The 18,454-nt window shown below is 63.1% G+C and carries 23 protein-coding genes; 13 read left to right on the top strand and 10 right to left on the bottom strand.

The annotated features are described in order from the left end of the window. The first annotated feature begins 31 nt into the window (after positions 1–31). On the top strand, positions 32–1,159 hold the full coding sequence (locus tag V9L21_RS25245) for a substrate-binding domain-containing protein (RefSeq protein ID WP_337315531.1): 1,128 nt from the start codon (positions 32–34) through the stop codon (positions 1,157–1,159). Here V9L21_RS25245 and V9L21_RS25240 read toward each other — a convergent pair. From V9L21_RS25240 to V9L21_RS25230, 3 genes are all read right to left on the bottom strand, one after another. Beyond that, complete coding sequence (locus V9L21_RS25240) at positions 1,105–2,073, bottom strand: nucleotidyltransferase family protein (protein WP_337315530.1); 969 nt, start codon at positions 2,071–2,073, stop codon at positions 1,105–1,107. The genes V9L21_RS25245 and V9L21_RS25240 overlap by 55 nt on opposite strands. A 123-nt stretch (positions 2,074–2,196) precedes the next feature. After that, complete coding sequence (locus V9L21_RS25235) at positions 2,197–3,084, bottom strand: LysR family transcriptional regulator (protein WP_337315529.1); 888 nt, start codon at positions 3,082–3,084, stop codon at positions 2,197–2,199. Between the two features lie 368 nt (positions 3,085–3,452). After that, a complete protein-coding gene (locus V9L21_RS25230) occupies positions 3,453–3,983 on the bottom strand; it encodes a GNAT family N-acetyltransferase (RefSeq protein WP_337315528.1) in 531 nt (176 codons plus the stop codon). 79 nt (positions 3,984–4,062) lie between these two features. Here V9L21_RS25230 and V9L21_RS25225 point away from each other — a divergent pair, with 79 nt between their 5' ends. Then, positions 4,063–4,635: a histidine phosphatase family protein gene (locus tag V9L21_RS25225; RefSeq protein WP_337315527.1), complete on the top strand. Its 573-nt coding sequence runs from the start codon at positions 4,063–4,065 to the stop codon at positions 4,633–4,635. Positions 4,636–4,643: 8 nt separating this feature from the next. Here V9L21_RS25225 and V9L21_RS25220 read toward each other — a convergent pair whose 3' ends face one another. Genes V9L21_RS25220 through V9L21_RS25205 form a run of 4 tightly spaced genes read right to left on the bottom strand, consistent with a single transcriptional unit; the run spans position 4,644 to position 6,679 of the window. Then, the gene (locus V9L21_RS25220; RefSeq protein ID WP_337315526.1) at positions 4,644–5,411 is read right to left on the bottom strand and encodes an alpha/beta fold hydrolase; all 768 of its coding nucleotides are present in this window, start codon (positions 5,409–5,411) and stop codon (positions 4,644–4,646) included. Between the two features lie 11 nt (positions 5,412–5,422). Beyond that, complete coding sequence (locus V9L21_RS25215) at positions 5,423–5,776, bottom strand: hypothetical protein (protein WP_337297435.1); 354 nt, start codon at positions 5,774–5,776, stop codon at positions 5,423–5,425. A gap of 52 nt (positions 5,777–5,828) precedes the next feature. Continuing rightward, positions 5,829–6,137, bottom strand: coding sequence for a 1-deoxy-D-xylulose-5-phosphate synthase (locus V9L21_RS25210; protein ID WP_337315525.1), 309 nt, complete (start codon positions 6,135–6,137; stop codon positions 5,829–5,831). A gap of 14 nt (positions 6,138–6,151) precedes the next feature. After that, positions 6,152–6,679, bottom strand: coding sequence for a 2'-5' RNA ligase family protein (locus tag V9L21_RS25205; RefSeq protein WP_337315524.1), 528 nt, complete (start codon positions 6,677–6,679; stop codon positions 6,152–6,154). Positions 6,680–6,966: 287 nt separating this feature from the next. Between V9L21_RS25205 and V9L21_RS25200 the strand changes: the two genes are divergently transcribed. The 4 genes from V9L21_RS25200 (at position 6,967) to V9L21_RS25185 (ending at position 10,901) form a co-directional block, all read left to right on the top strand. Further along, on the top strand, positions 6,967–7,251 hold the full coding sequence (locus tag V9L21_RS25200; protein WP_337315523.1) for a hypothetical protein: 285 nt from the start codon (positions 6,967–6,969) through the stop codon (positions 7,249–7,251). A gap of 54 nt (positions 7,252–7,305) precedes the next feature. After that, a complete protein-coding gene (locus V9L21_RS25195) occupies positions 7,306–8,049 on the top strand; it encodes a hypothetical protein (protein WP_337315522.1) in 744 nt (247 codons plus the stop codon). Positions 8,050–8,242: 193 nt separating this feature from the next. Then, positions 8,243–8,464 (top strand): hypothetical protein, encoded by a 222-nt coding sequence (locus V9L21_RS25190; protein WP_337315521.1) that lies wholly within the window; start codon positions 8,243–8,245, stop codon positions 8,462–8,464. Positions 8,465–8,501: 37 nt separating this feature from the next. Beyond that, entirely contained in the window at positions 8,502–10,901 is a 2,400-nt protein-coding gene (locus V9L21_RS25185; RefSeq protein ID WP_337315520.1) for a phosphocholine-specific phospholipase C, read from the top strand. Between the two features lie 19 nt (positions 10,902–10,920). Here the strand turns inward: V9L21_RS25185 and V9L21_RS25180 are convergent, their stop codons facing one another. The 3 genes from V9L21_RS25180 to V9L21_RS25170 all read right to left on the bottom strand — a co-directional run bounded on the left by V9L21_RS25180 (position 10,921) and on the right by V9L21_RS25170 (position 14,083). Next, positions 10,921–11,853 carry an alpha/beta hydrolase gene (locus tag V9L21_RS25180; protein ID WP_337315519.1) on the bottom strand — a complete coding sequence of 311 codons (933 nt, stop codon included), beginning with the start codon at positions 11,851–11,853 and terminating at the stop codon, positions 10,921–10,923. Positions 11,854–12,008: 155 nt separating this feature from the next. Beyond that, positions 12,009–12,824 carry a 2,5-didehydrogluconate reductase DkgB gene (gene dkgB / locus V9L21_RS25175; protein ID WP_337315518.1) on the bottom strand — a complete coding sequence of 272 codons (816 nt, stop codon included), beginning with the start codon at positions 12,822–12,824 and terminating at the stop codon, positions 12,009–12,011. A gap of 56 nt (positions 12,825–12,880) precedes the next feature. After that, entirely contained in the window at positions 12,881–14,083 is a 1,203-nt protein-coding gene (locus tag V9L21_RS25170) for an MFS transporter (RefSeq protein WP_337315517.1), read from the bottom strand. Positions 14,084–14,320: 237 nt separating this feature from the next. Between V9L21_RS25170 and V9L21_RS25165 the strand changes: the two genes are divergently transcribed. From V9L21_RS25165 to V9L21_RS25135, 7 genes are all read left to right on the top strand, one after another. Continuing rightward, positions 14,321–14,638: a hypothetical protein gene (locus tag V9L21_RS25165; protein ID WP_337315516.1), complete on the top strand. Its 318-nt coding sequence runs from the start codon at positions 14,321–14,323 to the stop codon at positions 14,636–14,638. Between the two features lie 97 nt (positions 14,639–14,735). Beyond that, on the top strand, positions 14,736–15,608 hold the full coding sequence (locus tag V9L21_RS25160; RefSeq protein ID WP_337315515.1) for an AraC family transcriptional regulator: 873 nt from the start codon (positions 14,736–14,738) through the stop codon (positions 15,606–15,608). Positions 15,609–15,738: 130 nt separating this feature from the next. Further along, a complete protein-coding gene (locus V9L21_RS25155; protein WP_337315514.1) occupies positions 15,739–16,029 on the top strand; it encodes a putative quinol monooxygenase in 291 nt (96 codons plus the stop codon). 124 nt (positions 16,030–16,153) lie between these two features. Then, positions 16,154–16,510, top strand: a complete 357-nt coding sequence (locus V9L21_RS25150) for a hypothetical protein (protein WP_337315513.1) — start codon at positions 16,154–16,156, stop codon at positions 16,508–16,510. A 47-nt stretch (positions 16,511–16,557) separates the two neighbouring features. Further along, a complete protein-coding gene (locus V9L21_RS25145) occupies positions 16,558–16,983 on the top strand; it encodes an NIF family HAD-type phosphatase (protein WP_337315512.1) in 426 nt (141 codons plus the stop codon). A gap of 94 nt (positions 16,984–17,077) precedes the next feature. Next, positions 17,078–17,821: a hypothetical protein gene (locus tag V9L21_RS25140; RefSeq protein ID WP_337315511.1), complete on the top strand. Its 744-nt coding sequence runs from the start codon at positions 17,078–17,080 to the stop codon at positions 17,819–17,821. Positions 17,822–17,886: 65 nt separating this feature from the next. Then, positions 17,887–18,294, top strand: coding sequence for a hypothetical protein (locus V9L21_RS25135; protein ID WP_337315510.1), 408 nt, complete (start codon positions 17,887–17,889; stop codon positions 18,292–18,294). Positions 18,295–18,454: the final 160 nt, after the last annotated feature.

Below are 18,454 nucleotides of genomic sequence, written 5' to 3'. Positions count from 1 at the left end.
CCAATAAATATGCTTTGAAAAGCCTAAATCCATGCATGAAGTGCACATCAAGCCGCAATGGACCATTCGCCAGCCCGATGGCGCAGCCCTGGCGCCGCGGGTGATCGAGTTGCTGGTGAAGGTGCTGGAGCACGGCAGCCTGTCCAGCGCTTGCACAGAGGCCGGCGTGTCTTACCGCCACGCGTGGGAGCTCATTCGCCAGGGCGAAGCCATGTTCGGCCAGCCGCTCGTGGCCATGCAGCGGGGCAAGGGCTCCAGCCTCACGCCGCTGGGCGAAAAGCTGGTGTGGGCAGACCGCCGCATCACCGCGCGCCTGTCGCCCTTGCTCGATTCGCTGGCCTCCGAGCTGGGCGCGGAAATAGAAAAGCTGATTCCCACTGCGCCCAACTTGCTGCGCATTCATGCCAGCCACGGTTTTGCCATCGAGGCGTTGCACGGCTTCCTGGCCGCGGCGCAGGTGCCGGGCGATTTGCGCTACTGCGGCAGCGAAGAGGCTGTGGCCTCGCTGCATCACGGCAGTTGCGACGTGGCGGGTTTTCATGTGCCGCTCGGCGCGTTCGAGGCCGAAGCCGTCACCCACTATGGCGCCTGGCTCAACGCGGACACGCAGAAAGTCATCGGCATGGCAACGCGCCACCAGGGCCTGATGGTCGCGCCCGGCAACCCGAAAAAAATCTACTCGCTGGCCGACCTGGCGCGCCCCGATGTCCGCTTCATCAACCGGCAGGCGGGTTCAGGCACGCGCTACCTGTTCGATCTTCAGTTGCGCGAGCAGGGCATTGCGCCCGAATCGATCAAGGGCTACGAGCAATGCGAGTTCACGCACGCGGCCGTGGCCGCCTTCGTAGCCAGCGGCATGGCAGACGCGGGCTACGGCGTGGAAACACCCGCGCGGCAGTTCAAGCTGGACTTCATCTCCAACCAGGTGGAGCGCTACTTTCTGCTATGCGACGAACGCTCGCTCGCCGCGCCCATCGTGCAGCGGATGCTCGACATTCTGCGCAGCGATGCCTACCAACAGGCAGTGAACCGGCTGCCGGGCTACCAGGCGGTGAACTGCGGCCGTGTGCTGTCGCTCTCCGAAGCGTTCACTTCATTGGGCAATCAAGCCGCTTCGATCGAAAGCCGGGGCCACCGCTCGGCAAACCGCTTGGCCTGAACGCGCTCGCGGTAGGTCGCAGCGCTTGCCCTCTGCGGGTTGTGCCGAACGCGCAGCCCGAATAGATCGTCAAGCCCATGCGGAGCAACGACGCCCAGTGTTCCGTCGCCGTTCAGGTACACGCCAACGCACGTCGCGAACTCCGGCCACGTCGCAACGCCTTCTTCAAGCGAGGCGAGCGGCGCAACAACCTGGCCGAGGGTGTCGGCGAACCAGCGATGGACGCCGGCCTGGTTCGTTACTTCCCAGCAGAGGTTTGGCATGGCTGAGCGAAGCTGCTCTTCGAGGTACGCATCGTGCTCCGGTCCGGCATTCGCATCGAAGTAGACGACGTCCATGTCTTCGACGGGCGAGCGGTGGTCAAAGCCATGAAGGGTGTCCCAAACCAACGAGCGGATGACACCGGCGCCGATGCACCAGGACTGGAGTTGAAGCGAACGGACGGCATGCAGCGCGGCCATCAGCGGGTCTGATGCGGCCACCATCGCGGTGAGCCTGCGCTCGAGGTGCATCTGTTGGCGCTGCTGGCCTCGCGAGCGCTCCATCGCAACCGACGAGGTTCTGAAACCCAGCTTGGCAAAGAACTCGGCGGCTTCCGGTCTGCCCGCCCGCAGCACCCACGTGATGCTTGTCTCCGAACCTACGATGTGTTGGACGAGCGCTTGCCCGATTCCTCTCCGGCGGAAGGGCTCGGCGACCACAACCATGGACAGGTATCCGTTGGACAGGCCGTCGCTGATGGCGCGCGCAAAGCCGACAACCTCGCCGTTTGCCACAGCGATTGCCGACGTATGCGATGCCGAGATCAACTGGCCGAGGTACTCGGCACCAGAGATGCGGTGGGCCCATCCGTTAGCCGAAAGAAGCCGATAAACAGCCTCGACGTCGGAAGCAGCAACGCTGCGAATTTGCATATCTACTCCTCAAAGAACGAGCGGAACATCCCTCAAGAACACCGGCAAGTCCATGGTCGGAGGGCGAAGCGATGCCTGGTAGAGCATCTGTCGCCGTCGACCGCCAGTGATCGTCAGTTCGTGCTATTGCTCCAGAAAGAGATCGGAGATGACCGATCTCAGCCACCTGTTGGAAGGGTCATGTTGGTACCGCTCGTGCCAATGCTGCTTGATGGCGAAGCCCGCCAGCTTGAAAGGAGGCGCGAACACCTTCACTTCGGCGATTCGCAGCAAGGTTTCGGCCACGCGCGCAGGCACGGTAATCATCAGCTCCGTCTGCGCGATCAGTGCGCCTATGCCCAGAAAATCCGGCAGGTGCAGGCTGACGTTTCTCTGTATGCCAAGTCGCGCGAGTTCGCGTTCGACGAGTTCGTTGCCTGCTCCTGCCGCTGACACCACCACGTGGTTCTCTCGCTTGAACATGCCTGGAGTAAGGCGAGACTGGATACGAGGGTGGTCTTTTCGCACGACGCATACGAAGCGCTGGTCGAAGAGCTTTTGCTGGTAGAAGCCTGCCTCCAGTTCCGGCATGAAGCCCACGGCCAAGTCTGCATCGCCCGATTCGAGCATCTTTGGTGTCTGGGCTGAAATGTGGGTGATCTCGACGCGGATCGACGGCGCAACCGCATTCAGGCGGTTCATGAGGTCGGGCAGAAGTACAAGGTGGGTAATGCCAGTCATGCACACGCGAAAAGTGCGGTCGGCCTTTGCCGGATCGAAGATGGCCTGCTGCCGAGTTACGGCACGCAGCAGCTCCAGAGCCTGCCGGATCGGAGCCACCAATGAAGTGGCGTGCGGCGTCGGCTGCATGCCGTCGGACGTGCGAACGAAGAGCGGGTCGCCGAAGTGCCGCCGCAACCGTGCCAAGGCGATGCTGATGGACGACTGCGGCATGCCGAGGTGATCGCCCGCGCGAGAGACACTGCGGGTCTTGTAGACCTCGTCGAAGATGCTCAGCAGTTTCAGGTCCATTATTTAGATTCTTGATCAAATGTATTGAGCGTATGTCATAGCTTAAATACTTTGGCAGACCTAGCATCGTTGAATGACTCTGAAATTTCCGATGGTGGTTCTCGCCCTCTTGCCCCTCGCCATACCCGCAGAAGTTTTCGCGAAGCCGAGGCAGGCTGACCCGCCGGCCGTCAGTGCCTTCTATCGTCATCCAGAGCATTGCGCTTACATGGCGGGGTTGCCCGAGAACGATTCACCAGAGTTTCTTAAGCGCTTCGAAACCGATGTCAAAGCCGCGGTAGAGGCCCTGCAGATTAGGAATCCGTCGCTGAATCTGACGAACGCCCTTTTCCATCTCAAAACTGGGTGCGATCGGGCACTGGCAAGGGTCAGATAGAGCCACTGGCGGGACCTTCTCTTTCACACCGCATAAGCAGCGCAGGCCCGTCAGGCGTCATGACTTCGCCAACGCTCTTGAAGCCGACCTTTCTGTAGCACCGTATGGCACGTGCGTTCTCGGGCGAGGGGTCTGTCTGCACTTTCGAAACCGCCGTGTCCTGAAAGAGCCGGTCGACGAATGCCTTGATCATTGCGGTGCCCAGGCCCTGGTTCAATCGCGCGGCGTCTGCCAGGAACTGGTCGATGCCCCTCGCGCCGGCATCGGTTTCGTCTTCCCACCAGCCGTCTCCGGAGCCTTGCACCACATAGACCTGAATGAACCCGATCGGCTCATCGTCAAGGCTGGCGATGAACGCCTTGGTCGAAGACCTGCCGTCGAGCGTGGGCAGGTACTCGTCCTTTATGTCTTCCAGCGTGCTGGGCTCGCTCCACCATTGGGCGACGTGGGGCCGCAGAACCCATTCGTGGAGCATCGGAAAGTCGCGCTCTTTTAGTGGCCTGAATGAAAGTGTCGTGAACACGAGCGGTACTCCTTTCCAAGGTGAGGGCGGGTCTTTACTATAGGGCTCGAGTCGGCGTCGACCTGTACCAGGAGCTCACATGAACCGCGCTGCCGTATGCATGCTGCTGGCCGGTGCCCTTGTGCTGGGCTGCGCGCCGGGCCCGGGCCAAACCGATGCCGGGTGGGGCGCGCTGCGCAATGGCGATGTCGTTCTGTTTCGGCATGCCGAGGCACCCGGAATCGGAGACCCGCCCGGTATGCGGCTGGACGACTGCAGCACCCAGCGCAACCTTGACGACACGGGCCGCAAGCAGGCGCGCCGCATCGGCGAGCGGTTTCGCGAACGCGGCATTGCAGTGTCTACCGTGCTTACGTCCGAATGGTGCCGTGCGCGCGATACCGCTACCTTGGCCTTTCCCGCCATCAAGGCTCGTGTCGACAGTGCATTCAATTCGCTGTTCTCCGATCGATCGCGCGAACCCGAGCAGAGCGAGCGTGCGCGGGCGCTGCTCCTGGCTTGGCGCGGCCCGGGTGTACTCGTGGTGACCACTCACCAGGCCAACATCAGTGCGCTGACGGGCGTCGCGCCGGCGTCTGGCGAAGGCGTGGTCATGCGATCGCGCCAGGGCGCCTTGGCAGTGGTGGGCACGCTACCCACCGACGGGCAATGACGCCTGGGTCAGGTGAACGAAGCGACCCAGTCCCAAACCGCTTCGGGCGCCTCGATCATCACGTTGTGGCCGTGCGGCCCGAGGTCGCGTGCATCAGGGTCGAGCGCGCGGGTCTGCTCCATCGTCACCAAAGCATCGTCGCGTCCCCGGCCAAGGTGAACGGGACAGCGGGCCAGCGCCATCAGTTCGGACAGCGGCGGTTTGCCGACCGCATTGGCCCGTGGGTCCATCGCCAGGCGCCATCCATCGGCGTCGCGCTCCACGCCTCTTGCAGCGGAAGCCGCCGATGCATCGGCGATTCCCGCAAGGCCTGAAACCTTCAGGTACCGCTCCCGCGCCTCTTCTTCCGTGGAAAACTTCTTCGCGGGTTGCGATGCCAGCGTGTCCATGCGGCGCAGTTCATCGTCGCTCCATGCTGCCTTGATGCCGGCCCCAAAGATCCGGTGCGGTGCCACGCCGAACCAGCCGGTGGCCAGTGCGAGGGCGATCACTCCGCCCAGCGAATGCCCGAGCACCACCAGCCGCCCCTCGGGGCCGACGTGCGGCAGTGCGGCGCGCGCAACGGTCGCGGCGCATTGGCCAATTGCATAAGAGTCTTGCCGGCCGGAGCGGCCATGGCCGGGCAAGTCCAGGGCGAGCCAGCGGCCGGCCCAGCGCGTGCCAGCCATGCCGCACATGGGCGACCACACGGCGCCCGTTGCGCCCATGCCATGCAGCATGAGAAGCAGGTCGGGGCCTTCGCCGCCTTGTTCCGCATAAATGTTCGCTGTTTGCATCGCATCGCTCCTCAGGCGCGGCGCACTTCCATCACCCCATGCTCGCCGGCCTGCTCATAGACCGATGGCACGCGCGCGGCCAGGTGCAAAAGAATGCGTGGCGCCTGCTTCTTGACGGACCACCGCACCAGAATGCCGGCCACCACCAGCGGCCCGCCGATCCACGGATGCCCGGCCAACGCCGCGGCAATGCCGGGGCCGATGAGGGCAAGTGCCAATGCCGTCGCATGCATGCGGTGCGACACGAAGGGCGCCGCCAGCGCGGGGTTGACGATGACCCGAAAGCGCCCTTGCGGCAGCCCCTCGCGGAATTCCTCGAAAGGAATGTGTTCGGCGGTCTCCTGCGTGTCGTTATGTTGGCTCATGGGCGCATTCTGGCCAAATGGCTATGGGTCGGCTACTGCTGCTTTCGATAGCTCAGCGGCGGCCCTCGCTCTCCGGTGGGGCGTGTCCACGGATCTTCGACCAGTACTCATCGCGAGCGTCGTCGTCTATGGCTGGCTTGATGTGCGTTGCATACAGGGCGTCTTTCCCGTCCTTCCTGGGACCAGAGATCCAGTAGTGCTCGCCGGTTTCAACGTCGTAGTAGTTCGATTTGAAGCCGTCGCCCTTGAGGCTGCAGAACGCCTTGCCTCCGTAGTAGAGCGTTGCGCCAGATTTGGAACTGGTGACGCGGCCTATGCGGGCTGGTCCCGTCAGCCCGCCCGTCTTCGCTTCGATGTACATGACTCGGCTTTTCATCAGCGCTCACCCTTGGGAAGATCAAAGACATGCATCTCTTCCCAGCGGCCGGTCGAGTTTTCGATCAGCACGACCGAAGTGCAATTTGCGGTGACCGCACCGAGCGCATCGAGCCGGCTCTGCAACTCAGCGGCGACTGCGCTGGCTTCGGCCGCGTCGCCATGAGCCACTGTGAGGTGCGGAATGATGCCTTGGTGCTCTCCGCCGTAAGGCTGAAATTCGGGAAAAGCCTCCACGAGCGCTTTGGTCATTCTGATGAAGGGCTCGGCCGGTTGCGGTGCGACATACGCAGTCGTCGGAAAGCACGCCACGGTATTCAGCGAGAAGGAGAACGCGGCAACTCCGTTCAATACGCTTTGCGCCCGCTCCAATACGGCAGGTGTGATGTGCCGAGGGTCCATGAACGGCACGAGCACGGTGATATGCGCGGGCACTCCCAGCTCGGTTGTCGCATCGAAACGCCGGCGCAGGTCTCCAACGAGCGCTTCGGCCGAGGGCACCGGAACAATGAATGCGGATATCGACATGGCCCGATGATATTCATCAAGCCGCGTACTCCCATCGCCTCACCAAACTGCCGCCGATGAGCCGCCCCCTCCACCGCATCGCCTCATGCGAGATCTCCTGACGGCGTTCTGCAATCTTCGTTGGCATGGTGCGCCGATCATCGAGAGTCTGCGGGAGGAACACTTCGGCCTGCAACGAAACGTGCGCGCCCTCGGCCTACGCAAAAGTCCGTTGTCGGCTGTAGAACGCGGGACCGGCGCCAGGAGAGCCTTAGCCGCAGATTCAAATTCGAAAAGAAAGGCTTTCCATGCGCGCCAACGACAAATCGCTGCTCGGACCCGTTGCCGACGAACTGACGCCGCTGGAAATTTCCCAGGCCGTTCTCCAGGGCGAAGAAAACCCCAACACGGCACGGCCGCTCACCCCGCTCGAACAGGCCGCCACAGGCATCGGAACAGGCAGCGGACCACGCTCGTCGCTCGGCCGCATGCTGTGCAGCCCCGCGGTGGCTTGGGGCGCCGCGGCCATGGCGGGCCTGGGCCTTCTTGCCGCTCTGGCCTATGCAAGGCGGGAGCCCAGGCTCAGACCTTGACGCCGCCCGCGGCGATGGCGGGCACGCGGAACCTGCCTCACTACACTGCTGCGGATGAGCCTTTCCCCTCCACCGCATCGCGTGCGAGAAGACCACCTCGTTTCCTACTTCCTGAGCGGCGACGCCATGCGCAGCCGCAGCGTAGGCGATGTCGTGCTGTCCGGCACGGTCGATGTGCCGATGCCTCCTGCAAGGCTCACGGCCGATTGGGAGCGCGAGATATCTTCGCGCCTGGCCCTCGAGCCCGGAGACGTCGAGCCGCTGCCCTTGGCGCGGGCGCGTGCGCGCTGGCCCGACTACGCGCGCTGCGTGCAGGCCGCGGCGGAGTGGACGCGCGCGCTCGGCCTGGGTGACGTGCTTGCGTCGAGCGACGTTGCCCTCATGGCTTGCCGCGGTGCGAGGTACCACCACGATGCTGGGCAATACGGCGGTGCGGCGTTCTGCAATCTCTTCGTGAGCGAGGACAAGGGGCTCGACGTGCACTTTGCTGCCACGGGCCATCGCATTCCGCTAGCGCGCGGCACGGTCCTGGTCTTCGATACCGGCCAGCCTCATGCGGTGGTTCCGCGCGGCGGCAGTGGTTTCGATGCGGCCAGCTTCGGCCCGGAGAAAGATTGCACCCAGGTGTTTCTTACCTGGGAGCTGCCCATTGAAGATGCCGGCGTGGCGCGCGCACTCGGCGTTGCGTTCGACGTCGATTCTTCAGCCGCATCGCAACTGCATGAAGAGCAGGTGAGGGTGAACGGCAAGCGGGCAACCGTGTGCGCTGAATCTGGCCGATGGGCGCCGTTCGACTGAGAAACATCGGCAATGCATTACCAATGCATTACTGATTTGCCTCCAATGCCTACCAAGGTTCGCATCGCTGCTACATCGCGGTGTCATGGCTGCTCCGTACGCTTGATGCCGCCTTGATGCATTGGCGGCGGAGACACTGCCGGTCGTCAAAGGCCATTCAAATTGCCTCGGCGAAATCAGGAGTGACTCATCCATGCATTCACGGCTTTTGTATTTGCGCGCGCCGCTCGCGCTGTTGGTCCTCGCTTGCGCGTTGAGCGCATGCGGCGGTGGTGATGGTGGCGGCGGAAGTGGCGGCTTCAGCGCCAGCGCCACCGCAAAGGACAGCGGCGGCAACTCGGCCAAGACCGACCCCGCACCGACCACGCCCGACGCGGGCAACAACAGCGAACCCACCGTCAGCTACGCCCCCTGAAGGCGCGCGCATCATCAACACCTGAAACCGACCCACCATGACCACACGTCGCAAGTTTCTCCATAGCGCCACGGGCACCGGCATTGCAGCCGCCACGCTGGCCACCTTTCCGCCCAGCATTCGCCGCGCGCTGGCCATTCCGGCGCACCACGACACCGGCACCATCAAGGACGTGAAGCACGTCGTGCTGCTGATGCAGGAGAACCGGTCGTTCGACAGCTACTTCGGCACCTTCAAGGGCGTGCGCGGCTATGGCGACCGCTTTGCCGTTCCGGCGCCCAACGGCAAGACCATCTTCCACCAGACGTATACCAAGACGTCGCCGCCCAGCACCTATGTGCCCTACCGCCTGGACGAAAGCAAGGGCAACGCGCAGCGCGCGGGCAGCACGCCGCACAGCTGGTCCGATTCGCAGGCCGCATGGGACCACGGCCGCATGTTCAAGTGGCCGGACTCCAAGAACCTGCTGTCGATGGGCTACTACGACACTGCGGAAGTGCCGTTCCAGCGCGCGCTGGCCGAGGCCTTTACGCTGTGCGACCACTATCACTGCGGCATGCACACCGGCACCATTGCCAACCGCCTGTTCTACTGGAGCGGCACCAACGGCCCCAACGGCACCAGCCCGGTCGATGGCAGCAAGGTGCAGCTGGCGGTGCTCAACAACCAGTTCAACGCGGGCAACGACATTGGCGCCTCCACCGAAGGCTGGACCTGGACCACCTATGCCGACCGGCTCGAAAAGGCCGGCGTCAAATGGAAGGTCTACCAGAGCCTGATCGACAACTTCGGCTGCAACGAGATGATGAGCTTCAGGCACTGGCGCACCGCCGTCGAGCAGATGCCCGAAGCCCGCCGGCCGGTGTACGTGCCCGCCACCGACATCACGCAGCCGGTAACCGCCGCGGGGCCGTTTTATGACCCGGCCATCGACGACCCGCTCAGCCCGCTGGCCAAGGGCTTCGGCAACACCATGCCGTATGGCTTTCTCGAAACCTTCCGTGAAGACATTCGCAACGGCACCTTGCCCGCAGTGTCGTGGATCATTTCGCCGTCTGCCTACAGCGAGCACCCCGGCCCCTCGAGCCCGGCCAAGGGCGGCTGGTATGTGCAGGAAGTGCTGGACGCACTCACCTCCAACCCCGAGGTGTGGAGCAAGACCGTGCTGCTCATCAACTTCGACGAGAACGACGGCTTCTTCGACCACCTGCCTTCGCCCGCAGCACCGTCGCGCAACCCCGACGGAACGCTTGCCGGCGCCACCACCATGGCCGAGGCCGACGTGGCCGTTGAATATCACAACTACACGCCGGCCACGCCGCGGCAGCCCGCCATGGACGGCCGCCCCTACGGCCCCGGCCCGCGCGTGCCGATGTGGGTGGTTTCGCCGTGGAGCCGCGGCGGCTGGGTCAACTCGCAGGTGTGCGACCACACCTCGACGCTCATGTTCCTGGAAAAGTGCTTTGGCGTGGCCGAACCGCAAATCAGCAAATACCGCCGCGCCGTGTGCAGCGACCTCACAAGCGCCTTCAACTTCGAGCGGCCCAACGACGAGCCCTTGCCCACCCTGGCAGGCCGCAAGACCAAGGCAGAGGCCGATGCGCTCACCGCCGCGCAACAGGCCATGCCGAGCATCGTGCCCACGGCCGATGCCGCATTGCCCGTGCAGACGACCGGTGTGCGGCCTTCGCGCGCGCTGCCCTACGAGCTGCACACCAGCGCCCGCAGCGATTCGCTCAACGGCCGCGTTCAGCTGCTGTTTGCCAACAGCGGCAAGGCGGCCGCCGTGTTCCACGTGTACGACAAGCTGCACCTGTCGGACAGCCTGCCGCGCCGCTATGCGGTCGAGCCCGGCAAGCAGCTCGACGGCTACTGGAACGCCATGACCGACAACGCCGGGCTGTACGACCTGTGGGTGCTCGGCCCCAACGGCTTTCACCGCCAGTTCAAGGGCGACCTGAACCGGCTGCGCGCCGGCGGTGCGGCCGCGCCCGAAATTCGCGTGGGCTACGACGCGCGCCGTGGCGACATCTACCTGCAGATGCGCAACGACGGTCGGCGCGATTGCCGCTTTGCCGTGCAGTCGAACAAGGCCTACCCGCGACCCGACGCCTACCAGGCCGGAGGCAAGGGCCGCCATGAAGACCGCGAAGACGACGACAACGACCGCCGCCACGACAACAACGGAAACAACAACCACGGCGACCACGGCAACAACGGCATCTACCGCCCCCACCCCGACGGCTCATGGCGCGTTCGCGTCAAGGGCGGCGGCGACACCGCCATGCGCTGGAGCCTGGACGCCAGCGGCCAGTGGTACGACTTTGTGGTGACCTGCGATGCCGACCCGTCTTTCTACCGGCGCTTTGCCGGCCGCATCGAGACCGGCCGGCATTCGGTGAGCGACCCGGCCATGGGGCTGCCAGACCGCTTCTGACGGCGACAGCCGGGGCCTACTACGGCAGCAGCTTCGCGACCGAATCCGTGAACGACGGAATATCGGTTGCGGTGTGCGTGGTCGAGTAGGTGGTTTCTTCCACCGTCAGGCCCTGGTACACGCGCCCCTGCAGCCGCCTGAATATCGAGTCGACAGGGCCCGAGTTGCACTCGACCGGGTCGCTGCAGCGCGTAAGAATGAGCGTGGCGGGCAGGGGCCTGCCGTTGAGCGCGTCGTGCATTTGCTGCTCGAGGTTTTCGTACTCCGGCCCCTGGTACGAATACGCGCCTTCGAACGACAGGAAGTGCGAGAACGTCAAGCTGCCCGCCGCCCCTTCGAGAAAGAGCGCAATGCCCGCCATGCTCCCGCTCAGCGACAGGCCGGTGAGCATTCGCCTGCCTGTGTCGACGCGGTACTTCGCTTCGATGAACGGCACCAGCTCTTGCGTCAGAAAGTCGTGATACGCCCTTGCGCCGGGCAAGGTGTAGTCCTGCTCGCGGCGCGACGTGCCGCCAATGCCGACCAGGATTGCCTGCGTTCCGCGGCTTTCGAGAATGTCTTTGAAGTTGGAAAAGCGCGTGCCCGGCGGGTTGAAGATCGCGTCGCCGTCCATCGCGTAAATGATGGGGTAGCGCGTTGAGCTGCCGTCGTAAGAAGCGGGCAGGTAGATATCAAGCGGATAGCTTGCGCCGGTCTTGGCCGAGGCAATGCTGTCGGAAACCACGCGGCTGGTTGCCGGGGGCGGATCGACCGGCTCAGCGGGTGGGGGCGGCGGCGGTGAAGGCGGCGCGGCAGGCGTATCGCTCGGCGGCGGCGGGGTACCCACGGCCGCAATGGGAAACACCGCGCCACCACCTCCGCCACCCCCGCCGCCGCAGCTCGACATGCCGAGCACCAACGCCCAGCCCCCAACGAATACGAACGCGCGCAGCGTTCGTCCAAGTTGCCGCATCGCAACTCCTCGATCGAGTGTGGTTGAAAAGAAATGCCGTCAGGCGCCACGTCGACAAAGTGCGCGCGCAAACCAATACAGCCCCGCTTCAGAATGCCACACGAGCCCGCCGTTGCGGGCCAATCAAGGGGTAGCTCAGCCCTGAAACACTCGTATCAATCCCATGCGGGCGAAAGGCCCGCGGGGTCGGTCAGCCGCTCGCCGCGGTCGAGTGCCGCAATCTGCGCCATCTCGGCATCCGCCAGCCGCAACTGCTGCGCCTTCAGGTTGCTCTCGAGGTTGGTGCGTTGGGTCGATGACGGAATGACCGCGTAACCCAGCTGCATGGCCCACGCCAGCACCACCTGCGCGGTGGTTGCGTTGTGCGCCTTGGCAATCGCCTCGATCACCGGGTCGGCCAGCACCTTGCCGTACGCCAGCGTCATGTAAGAGGTGATGTGAATGCCCTGGCTCTTCGCAAACTCTGTCACCTTGCGGTTCTGCAGGTAGGGGTGCAGCTCGATCTGGTTGGTGGCAATGTTCTGCGCACCCACTGCCGCAATGGCCTCCTTCATCAGCGCGATGTTGAAGTTGGAAACGCCGATCTGCCGCGTGAGCCCCTGCGCCTTGGCATCCGCCAGCGCGCCCATGAACTCCGCCACCGGCACCGCGTTGCCGGGCGAAGGCCAATGGATGAGCGTCAGGTCGACATGGTCTGTGCGCAGCTTGGCAAGGCTTTCTTTCAGGCTGGGCACCAGCTTGTCTTTTGCGTAGTTGTCCGTCCAGATCTTGGTCGTGATGAAGAGCTTGCCGCGCGGCACGCCGCTTTCGGCAATGGCCTGGCCCACCTCGGCCTCGTTGCCGTAGATCTGCGCCGTGTCGATCAGTCGGTAGCCCAGGTCGAGCCCGTTCTTCACCGAGTCGATCACCACCTGGCCCTTCAGGCGAAAGGTGCCGAGGCCGAAGGCGGGAATGGTGTTGTCGGTTGTCATGATGTTGTTCGTCCTTGTGCGTCTTTAAAAAAAAAAAAGAGAAAGAAGAGGGCCGCTCAGTGCCCCACCGGCACCGGGCCCGAAGCCCGCACCGGAATGCCGGCACGTCGGTCGAGTGTTCCGCTCCACTGCGTGAGCGCCAGCGACACCAGCACCACCAGCGCGCCAATCCACGGCGTGTGCATCAAGCCAAGGTGCGTCACGATCAGCCCGCCCACCCATGCTGCGAGCGCAATGCCCAGGTTGAACGCCGCGATGTTCAGGCCCGAGGCCACATCGACCGCCTGAGGCGTAAAGCGCTCGGCCTGCTTCACCACATACACCTGCAGCCCCGGCACGTTGCCGAAAGCCACCGCGCCCCACATCAGCACCGCCACCAGCGCCAGCCACTTGTGCGGCGCTGCAAAGTTGAACACCAGCAGCACCGCGGCCAGCAGCGCAAAGATGATCTTCAGCGCCGGAATCGGCCCCATGCGGTCGGCCAGCCTGCCGCCCCAGATGTTGCCCACCGCCACCGACACGCCGTACACCAGCATGACCCAGCCCACAGCGCCCGCGCTGAAGCCCGACACCTCCGTGAGGATGGGCGCCAGAAACGTGAACGGAATAAACGAACCGCCGTAGCCGATGGCCGTCTTGGCATACACCAGCAACAGCCGCGGCTCCGCCAGCACCTTGGCCTGCTGCGCCAGCGAGGCCGGCGGCGTGTGGCGGATGTTGTTGGGCACGAACACCCAGCTGCCGACAAACGCAATGACGCCCAGCGCAGACACCGCCAGAAAAGTCTCGCGCCAGCCAAAGTGCTGCCCGATGAACGTGCCCAGCGGCACGCCCGTAACCAGCGCCACCGTAAGCCCGGTGAACATGATGGCAATGGCGCTCGCGGCCTTTTCCTTCGGCACCAGGCCCGTGGCAATCGTCGAGCCAATCGAGAAGAACACCCCGTGCGCCAGCCCCGTGAGCACCCGGGCGGCAATCAGCGATTCATAACTCGGCGCCTGCCACGCCAGCAGATTGCCGAGCGTGAACAGCGCCATCAGCCCAAGCAGCAGCGCCTTGCGCGGCAGCTTGCCCGTGAGCGCGGTGAGCACCGGCGCGCCGATGGCGACACCCAGCGCATAGAGGCTGACCAGCAGGCCGGCAGAGGGAAGGCCGATGCCGAGATCGGCAGCGACAGTGGGGATGAGGCCAACGATGACGAACTCGGTCGTCCCGATGGCGAAGGCGCTGAGGGTCAGCGCGAGCAGGGCGATTGGCATGAGGCACTCCTTCTTGGGTTAGGAGGAGTGTCTTGGGGTTGCCTTTGCGGATAAATGGGGGTTGGGGCAGAAGATAGTTGCGCTTCAATCAAGGATCAGCGAGGGCTTCGTTCTCGTTCGGTGGAACGAATGAGCCTGGAAAGATGAAAGCTCGTCGATATACTGCCCCGTCGCGTCCAATGGCGTGGCCGGGTTTGGAAGCCTGATGAAACCTCTGCGAACCTTGGAGACCATTTCATGGCTGAATCTTCCCGCGCGCGTCCGCAATCTCGCATTTCTTCTGCTTCTCTCGACGTCGAATTCGACGCACTCGCTCTGCAAGCCTGCGACGACGCCGGCGCCCTCAACGACGTAGTGCGCGCCTACACAGCACTCGAAAAGCTCATCGACACCAACGCCCTGAGCGACTGCGAAGTACTCCCTCCAAGTCGCACCGAACTGAGCGCCTTGCTGCGCCTGCTCAACGACGCACTGCTGGTCCGCATCAACACCGTCAACACCGCCACTGGCGTGGTTCACGAAGCGCTTCAACGGAACACTACCGGCGCCATGTAGCGCCAGCTTTTTCTCCACAACACAGCCGATGCCCGTTTCACCCGTTGCCGATGGCAAATCTGAAAGCGTTTCCGCCACTTGGGCACGCCTCCGAAACATGGTCGCGGCACGAGCCTCTTCAGACGGCCGCACCGACGCCCTCTACTCCGGCCTGCGCTACTACCGCTTCTCCCACCCCATCCGCTACGAGAAAAGCCAACGCCTCGCACCCGGCGTCGTGGTCGTCCTGCAAGGCCGCAAGACCGCGCACCTTGGTAATAGCGACCGCCGTTCGCTCGACTACGGCGCCACCCAATGCCTGGTGCTCGGCGCCGAGGTCGCGTGCCTCGGCACGGTCGTCGGGGCGAGCGCCGAAGAGCCGTACCTCGCCATTCACCTCGATCTGCCGCCCGACGTGCTGGTCAAGTCATTCGTTGCCTTGGCAGAAAGCGGCACGCTCGCGGCCGAGCCGGCCAGGGTGAATGAGAACTTCACGGCGCCGGTGGGGCAGGAGGTGGTCGAGGCCTTCGCGCGCCTGCTGCTGGCGGCGAACGACCCGGTGGATCGCCGCACGCTCGCGCCGCTGGCGGTCGAAGAAATCGTGCTGCGGCTGCTGCGCTCCGAGGCGGCGGCGGCCATTCGCAGCGCGAGCGCCGTCACCAAGGCGGGCGCGCGCATACAGGCGGCCATCGCCTTCATGCGCCGCCACTTGGGCCGGCCGCTGTCGGTGGCTGAAATTGCCAGCCACGTGCACATGAGCCCTTCGCACTTCGCGCACAGTTTCAGGGAGGTGGCAGGGGTCACGCCGATGCGCTGCATTCGCGACTTGCGGCTGGAAGAGGCGCGCATGCTGATGCTGGGCACCGGGCTGCGCCCCGGCGATGCGGCTGCGAAGGTGGGCTTCGATAGCGCGGCGCATTTCAACCGCGCGTTCCGCAGGCGGTTCGAGGCAACGCCCGCGGAATACGTGCGGCGCGTGCAGTCGGGTTAAAGGATGAGGGGGCTGCGGCAGCTTCGCAGCCATGGTCAATGTGTTCGCAGCTTCGCGTCTTGGCGCGGGGGAGGGCGCTGGCTAACCTGCCTGCTTCCTTTTTCTTTTGTTGAAAGCAGCGCGAAATTTCATGGACCCGATCAACGTCATCATCACTTTCGAAGCCAAGCCAGAGGGCGCTTCTGCATTCGCCGAGCTCATGAACCTGGTCAAGCAGTCGTTGCCGTCGGCCGATGGCTGCCGTGGCGTGCAGCTGTTCGGGCACGGCGACAACGCCTGCGCGTTCACGCTGGTCGAATCGTGGGAGTCAAAGCGCCACCATCAGGCGCATATCGATCGTGCGGTGGCGTCGGGCGCCTGGAGTGCGCTGGAAGCGCAACTGGCTTGCGCGCCTTTGAGCCGCTATTGCATGGAGCTTTGATCGACGGCTGGCCACCGGCGTGGGGTGCGGAGACGGCAAAATGCGGCGGATACGGCCGGCTCGGCCAGGAGCGGACATCTGTGCGTCCCCTCTTGACGGGCCTTTTTGACGAGAGAGAAGAACCATGAGCTACTACACCCGCTTAGAACTGCAGTGGGACGATGCCGACCACGCGTCTGGAAGTCTTACGCCTCAACTGATCGCCGAAGCGGCCGAGAGCTTTGTTGTCAGCAATGGTTGGTCGCTGGATGTCCTCAAAGACCTGCAGGCGTCTGCCGAAGGAAAAGGGCTTGATCGCCCGGGCTACAACTCCATCTATGCAGAACTTTTGATAGCAATGCTTCGAGAAGTCTCGCTGGCATTCCCGACGGTCACGTTCTTTGCGCGAGGTGTCGGCGAAGAAATGTTCGACACATGGGGTCGTGACTTTCGCGCTGGCGAAGTCCATCGGGAATTTGGTCCCTTTGAGCTGGCGGAGTAGTCTGCTCTCAGTCAAGCCCCGACCTTCGCGGCCAATCACGTCCATTCATGAACAGCTACGTCCTTGCTCTCGATCTCGAAGGCACCCTGATCTCAAACGCGATGAGCCAGATACCGCGGCCGGGCTTGGCTGAGTTCCTGGATCGTTGCGCTGAACTCTTTCCCCGCATCGTCATGTTCACCACTGTCAAGGAAGAGCGATTCAGAAAGATCGCGCGCCTGTTGGTGGAGGAGGGAATCGCGCCCTCCTGGTTTGCGGATATGGAGTACATCACTTGGCACGGCGAGACCAAAGACCTCCAATTCGTTCCTGGCGTAAGCCCACACCAAGTGTTGCTCGTCGACGATTTTGAGAAGTACGTCCATCCGGGCCAGGAAGCACAGTGGCTGGAAATTGAACACTTCGATCATCCCTATAGTTCAACGGATACCGGCCTCGCCAAGATGCTCAATACACTGGCGGCGCGTATTTGATCGATGATTTTTGTGCCGCCGTGCGGCAAGAATCTGCCAATAAGGGACCACCGCTCGGCGCGGTGGGAAAAGCAGAACTGACCAAGAAGAATTCATGGGAGTCGCACAAGCGGGAATCGTCTTTCGGCCAACCACCGAGATTGCAGACCTAAAGAGATTTGTCTCAGAGCTGCTTGACGACCGATATGAGGAGATCCCGCACCCGAATGTGCGGGAGTTTGATATCCGCCACGCCGGGGATGTGATGGTCCAGGATTTCGGTGGCGCCGTCTTCATATGCAGCGATGCACTGGCGTGGAAACATCTAGAGGATCAGAGCAGTGACCTTGGCTCGCTTCATCAGCGCCTCGGGTCTCCGGCGGCATTCATGATCTTTTGCAACTACGGTTCAGGCGGAAGCTACGGCTACGCACTTGTCGAAAATGGCTTGCGGAGGCGCTCTCGGCTTCAAACGACGGGCGTAGCTCGATTGCCACCCCTGCTTGAACATGGACAGCCAACCAGCATCGAGCAGAGATGGCTCTCGGCAAAGTGGTACCTAGAGGAGGACGACTGCCCGCCAGAAGAAAGGCAGCGTGTTTTCTATTTGGAGAATCCCAGGGTCGAAGTCGCAGAGTATTTTCTGACTCAGCAGATGCTTAGCGACATATTGATGGATCAGTATGGCGTGTGCCCTTGGGATACCACGACAGAGCCGATCTACCATTTTTTTAGGGTCCGCTCCAACATTCCGGATGCGGAGACCGAGCCGACATCTGAGAAGCTCCCCAGATCCGAAGCAGTCGAGCTCTCCAGCAAGCAACGACGTCCCTGGTGGAAATTTTTCCGTACGCGCTAGGCATCATTCCCTGAGAACCTCGTCCAGGGGCGGGTAATCGAAACCAAGGCAACGGCGCGCCATCCATGACCCTCAACGAATTGCGCAAATACCTCGTAGATCAATATCCTGAATCGACGCTTCAGTTGATGACGGAGGAGCGAAAAGCAGCCCTCCTTGTTGAGTACCCGAAGCTGCCCAGAGACTACGTGCAGTTTCTCTGCGAGGTCGGTTTCGGCACCATCGGACACGGTCGATATTCGGTTTATGGAGCACCAGTGGAGCCTTCTTTCGTCTTTGATCAAGTTACCGCAGATGGGCTGCGGGACGTGGTTCTGATCGGCGATGACTTTGCAGGTGGGCAAGAGGCTTTGCTGTTTGGAAACGAGGGTGCGGTTTTCGGCAGCATCGACAGCTTGAGCGGGCGCTTCGAGCCAGATGACGACGGCACGTTTTCACACTTTATCGAGCGATGGTTTGTTGAGCGAGCCTAGCTTGAAACCAGCTCGAGAGTGCTTTCACAGCAGGATCAAGACCGCAACACACCGCGGCGTGACCGCCCATGGTTAGGCTACATTCGGCCGAGGTCGTGTGAAAACACTTCGTTGATGGCTTCGCTCCAAATAAAATCTGCCAACCCGTCAGAACGAGGTG

The organism is Variovorax sp. CCNWLW235 (assembly GCF_037204085.1).
Lineage (GTDB): Bacteria > Pseudomonadota > Gammaproteobacteria > Burkholderiales > Burkholderiaceae_C > Variovorax.
This window is presented reverse-complemented; position numbering and strand designations above follow the sequence as displayed.

Excerpts from the sequence above, each read along its gene's own strand:
- V9L21_RS25245 (WP_337315531.1), top strand. The coding sequence starts at position 32 with ATGCATGAAGTGCACATCAAGCCGCAATGGACCATTCGCCAGCCCGAT.
- V9L21_RS25240 (WP_337315530.1), bottom strand. The coding sequence starts at position 2,073 with ATGCAAATTCGCAGCGTTGCTGCTTCCGACGTCGAGGCTGTTTATCGG.
- V9L21_RS25235 (WP_337315529.1), bottom strand. The coding sequence starts at position 3,084 with ATGGACCTGAAACTGCTGAGCATCTTCGACGAGGTCTACAAGACCCGC.
- V9L21_RS25225 (WP_337315527.1), top strand. The coding sequence starts at position 4,063 with ATGAACCGCGCTGCCGTATGCATGCTGCTGGCCGGTGCCCTTGTGCTG.
- V9L21_RS25220 (WP_337315526.1), bottom strand. The coding sequence starts at position 5,411 with ATGCAAACAGCGAACATTTATGCGGAACAAGGCGGCGAAGGCCCCGAC.
- V9L21_RS25215 (WP_337297435.1), bottom strand. The coding sequence starts at position 5,776 with ATGAGCCAACATAACGACACGCAGGAGACCGCCGAACACATTCCTTTC.
- V9L21_RS25210 (WP_337315525.1), bottom strand. The coding sequence starts at position 6,137 with ATGTACATCGAAGCGAAGACGGGCGGGCTGACGGGACCAGCCCGCATA.
- V9L21_RS25205 (WP_337315524.1), bottom strand. The coding sequence starts at position 6,679 with ATGTCGATATCCGCATTCATTGTTCCGGTGCCCTCGGCCGAAGCGCTC.
- V9L21_RS25200 (WP_337315523.1), top strand. The coding sequence starts at position 6,967 with ATGCGCGCCAACGACAAATCGCTGCTCGGACCCGTTGCCGACGAACTG.
- V9L21_RS25195 (WP_337315522.1), top strand. The coding sequence starts at position 7,306 with ATGAGCCTTTCCCCTCCACCGCATCGCGTGCGAGAAGACCACCTCGTT.
- V9L21_RS25190 (WP_337315521.1), top strand. The coding sequence starts at position 8,243 with ATGCATTCACGGCTTTTGTATTTGCGCGCGCCGCTCGCGCTGTTGGTC.
- V9L21_RS25185 (WP_337315520.1), top strand. The coding sequence starts at position 8,502 with ATGACCACACGTCGCAAGTTTCTCCATAGCGCCACGGGCACCGGCATT.
- V9L21_RS25180 (WP_337315519.1), bottom strand. The coding sequence starts at position 11,853 with ATGCGGCAACTTGGACGAACGCTGCGCGCGTTCGTATTCGTTGGGGGC.
- dkgB (WP_337315518.1), bottom strand. The coding sequence starts at position 12,824 with ATGACAACCGACAACACCATTCCCGCCTTCGGCCTCGGCACCTTTCGC.
- V9L21_RS25170 (WP_337315517.1), bottom strand. The coding sequence starts at position 14,083 with ATGCCAATCGCCCTGCTCGCGCTGACCCTCAGCGCCTTCGCCATCGGG.
- V9L21_RS25165 (WP_337315516.1), top strand. The coding sequence starts at position 14,321 with ATGGCTGAATCTTCCCGCGCGCGTCCGCAATCTCGCATTTCTTCTGCT.
- V9L21_RS25160 (WP_337315515.1), top strand. The coding sequence starts at position 14,736 with ATGGTCGCGGCACGAGCCTCTTCAGACGGCCGCACCGACGCCCTCTAC.
- V9L21_RS25155 (WP_337315514.1), top strand. The coding sequence starts at position 15,739 with ATGGACCCGATCAACGTCATCATCACTTTCGAAGCCAAGCCAGAGGGC.
- V9L21_RS25150 (WP_337315513.1), top strand. The coding sequence starts at position 16,154 with ATGAGCTACTACACCCGCTTAGAACTGCAGTGGGACGATGCCGACCAC.
- V9L21_RS25145 (WP_337315512.1), top strand. The coding sequence starts at position 16,558 with ATGAACAGCTACGTCCTTGCTCTCGATCTCGAAGGCACCCTGATCTCA.
- V9L21_RS25140 (WP_337315511.1), top strand. The coding sequence starts at position 17,078 with ATGGGAGTCGCACAAGCGGGAATCGTCTTTCGGCCAACCACCGAGATT.
- V9L21_RS25135 (WP_337315510.1), top strand. The coding sequence starts at position 17,887 with ATGACCCTCAACGAATTGCGCAAATACCTCGTAGATCAATATCCTGAA.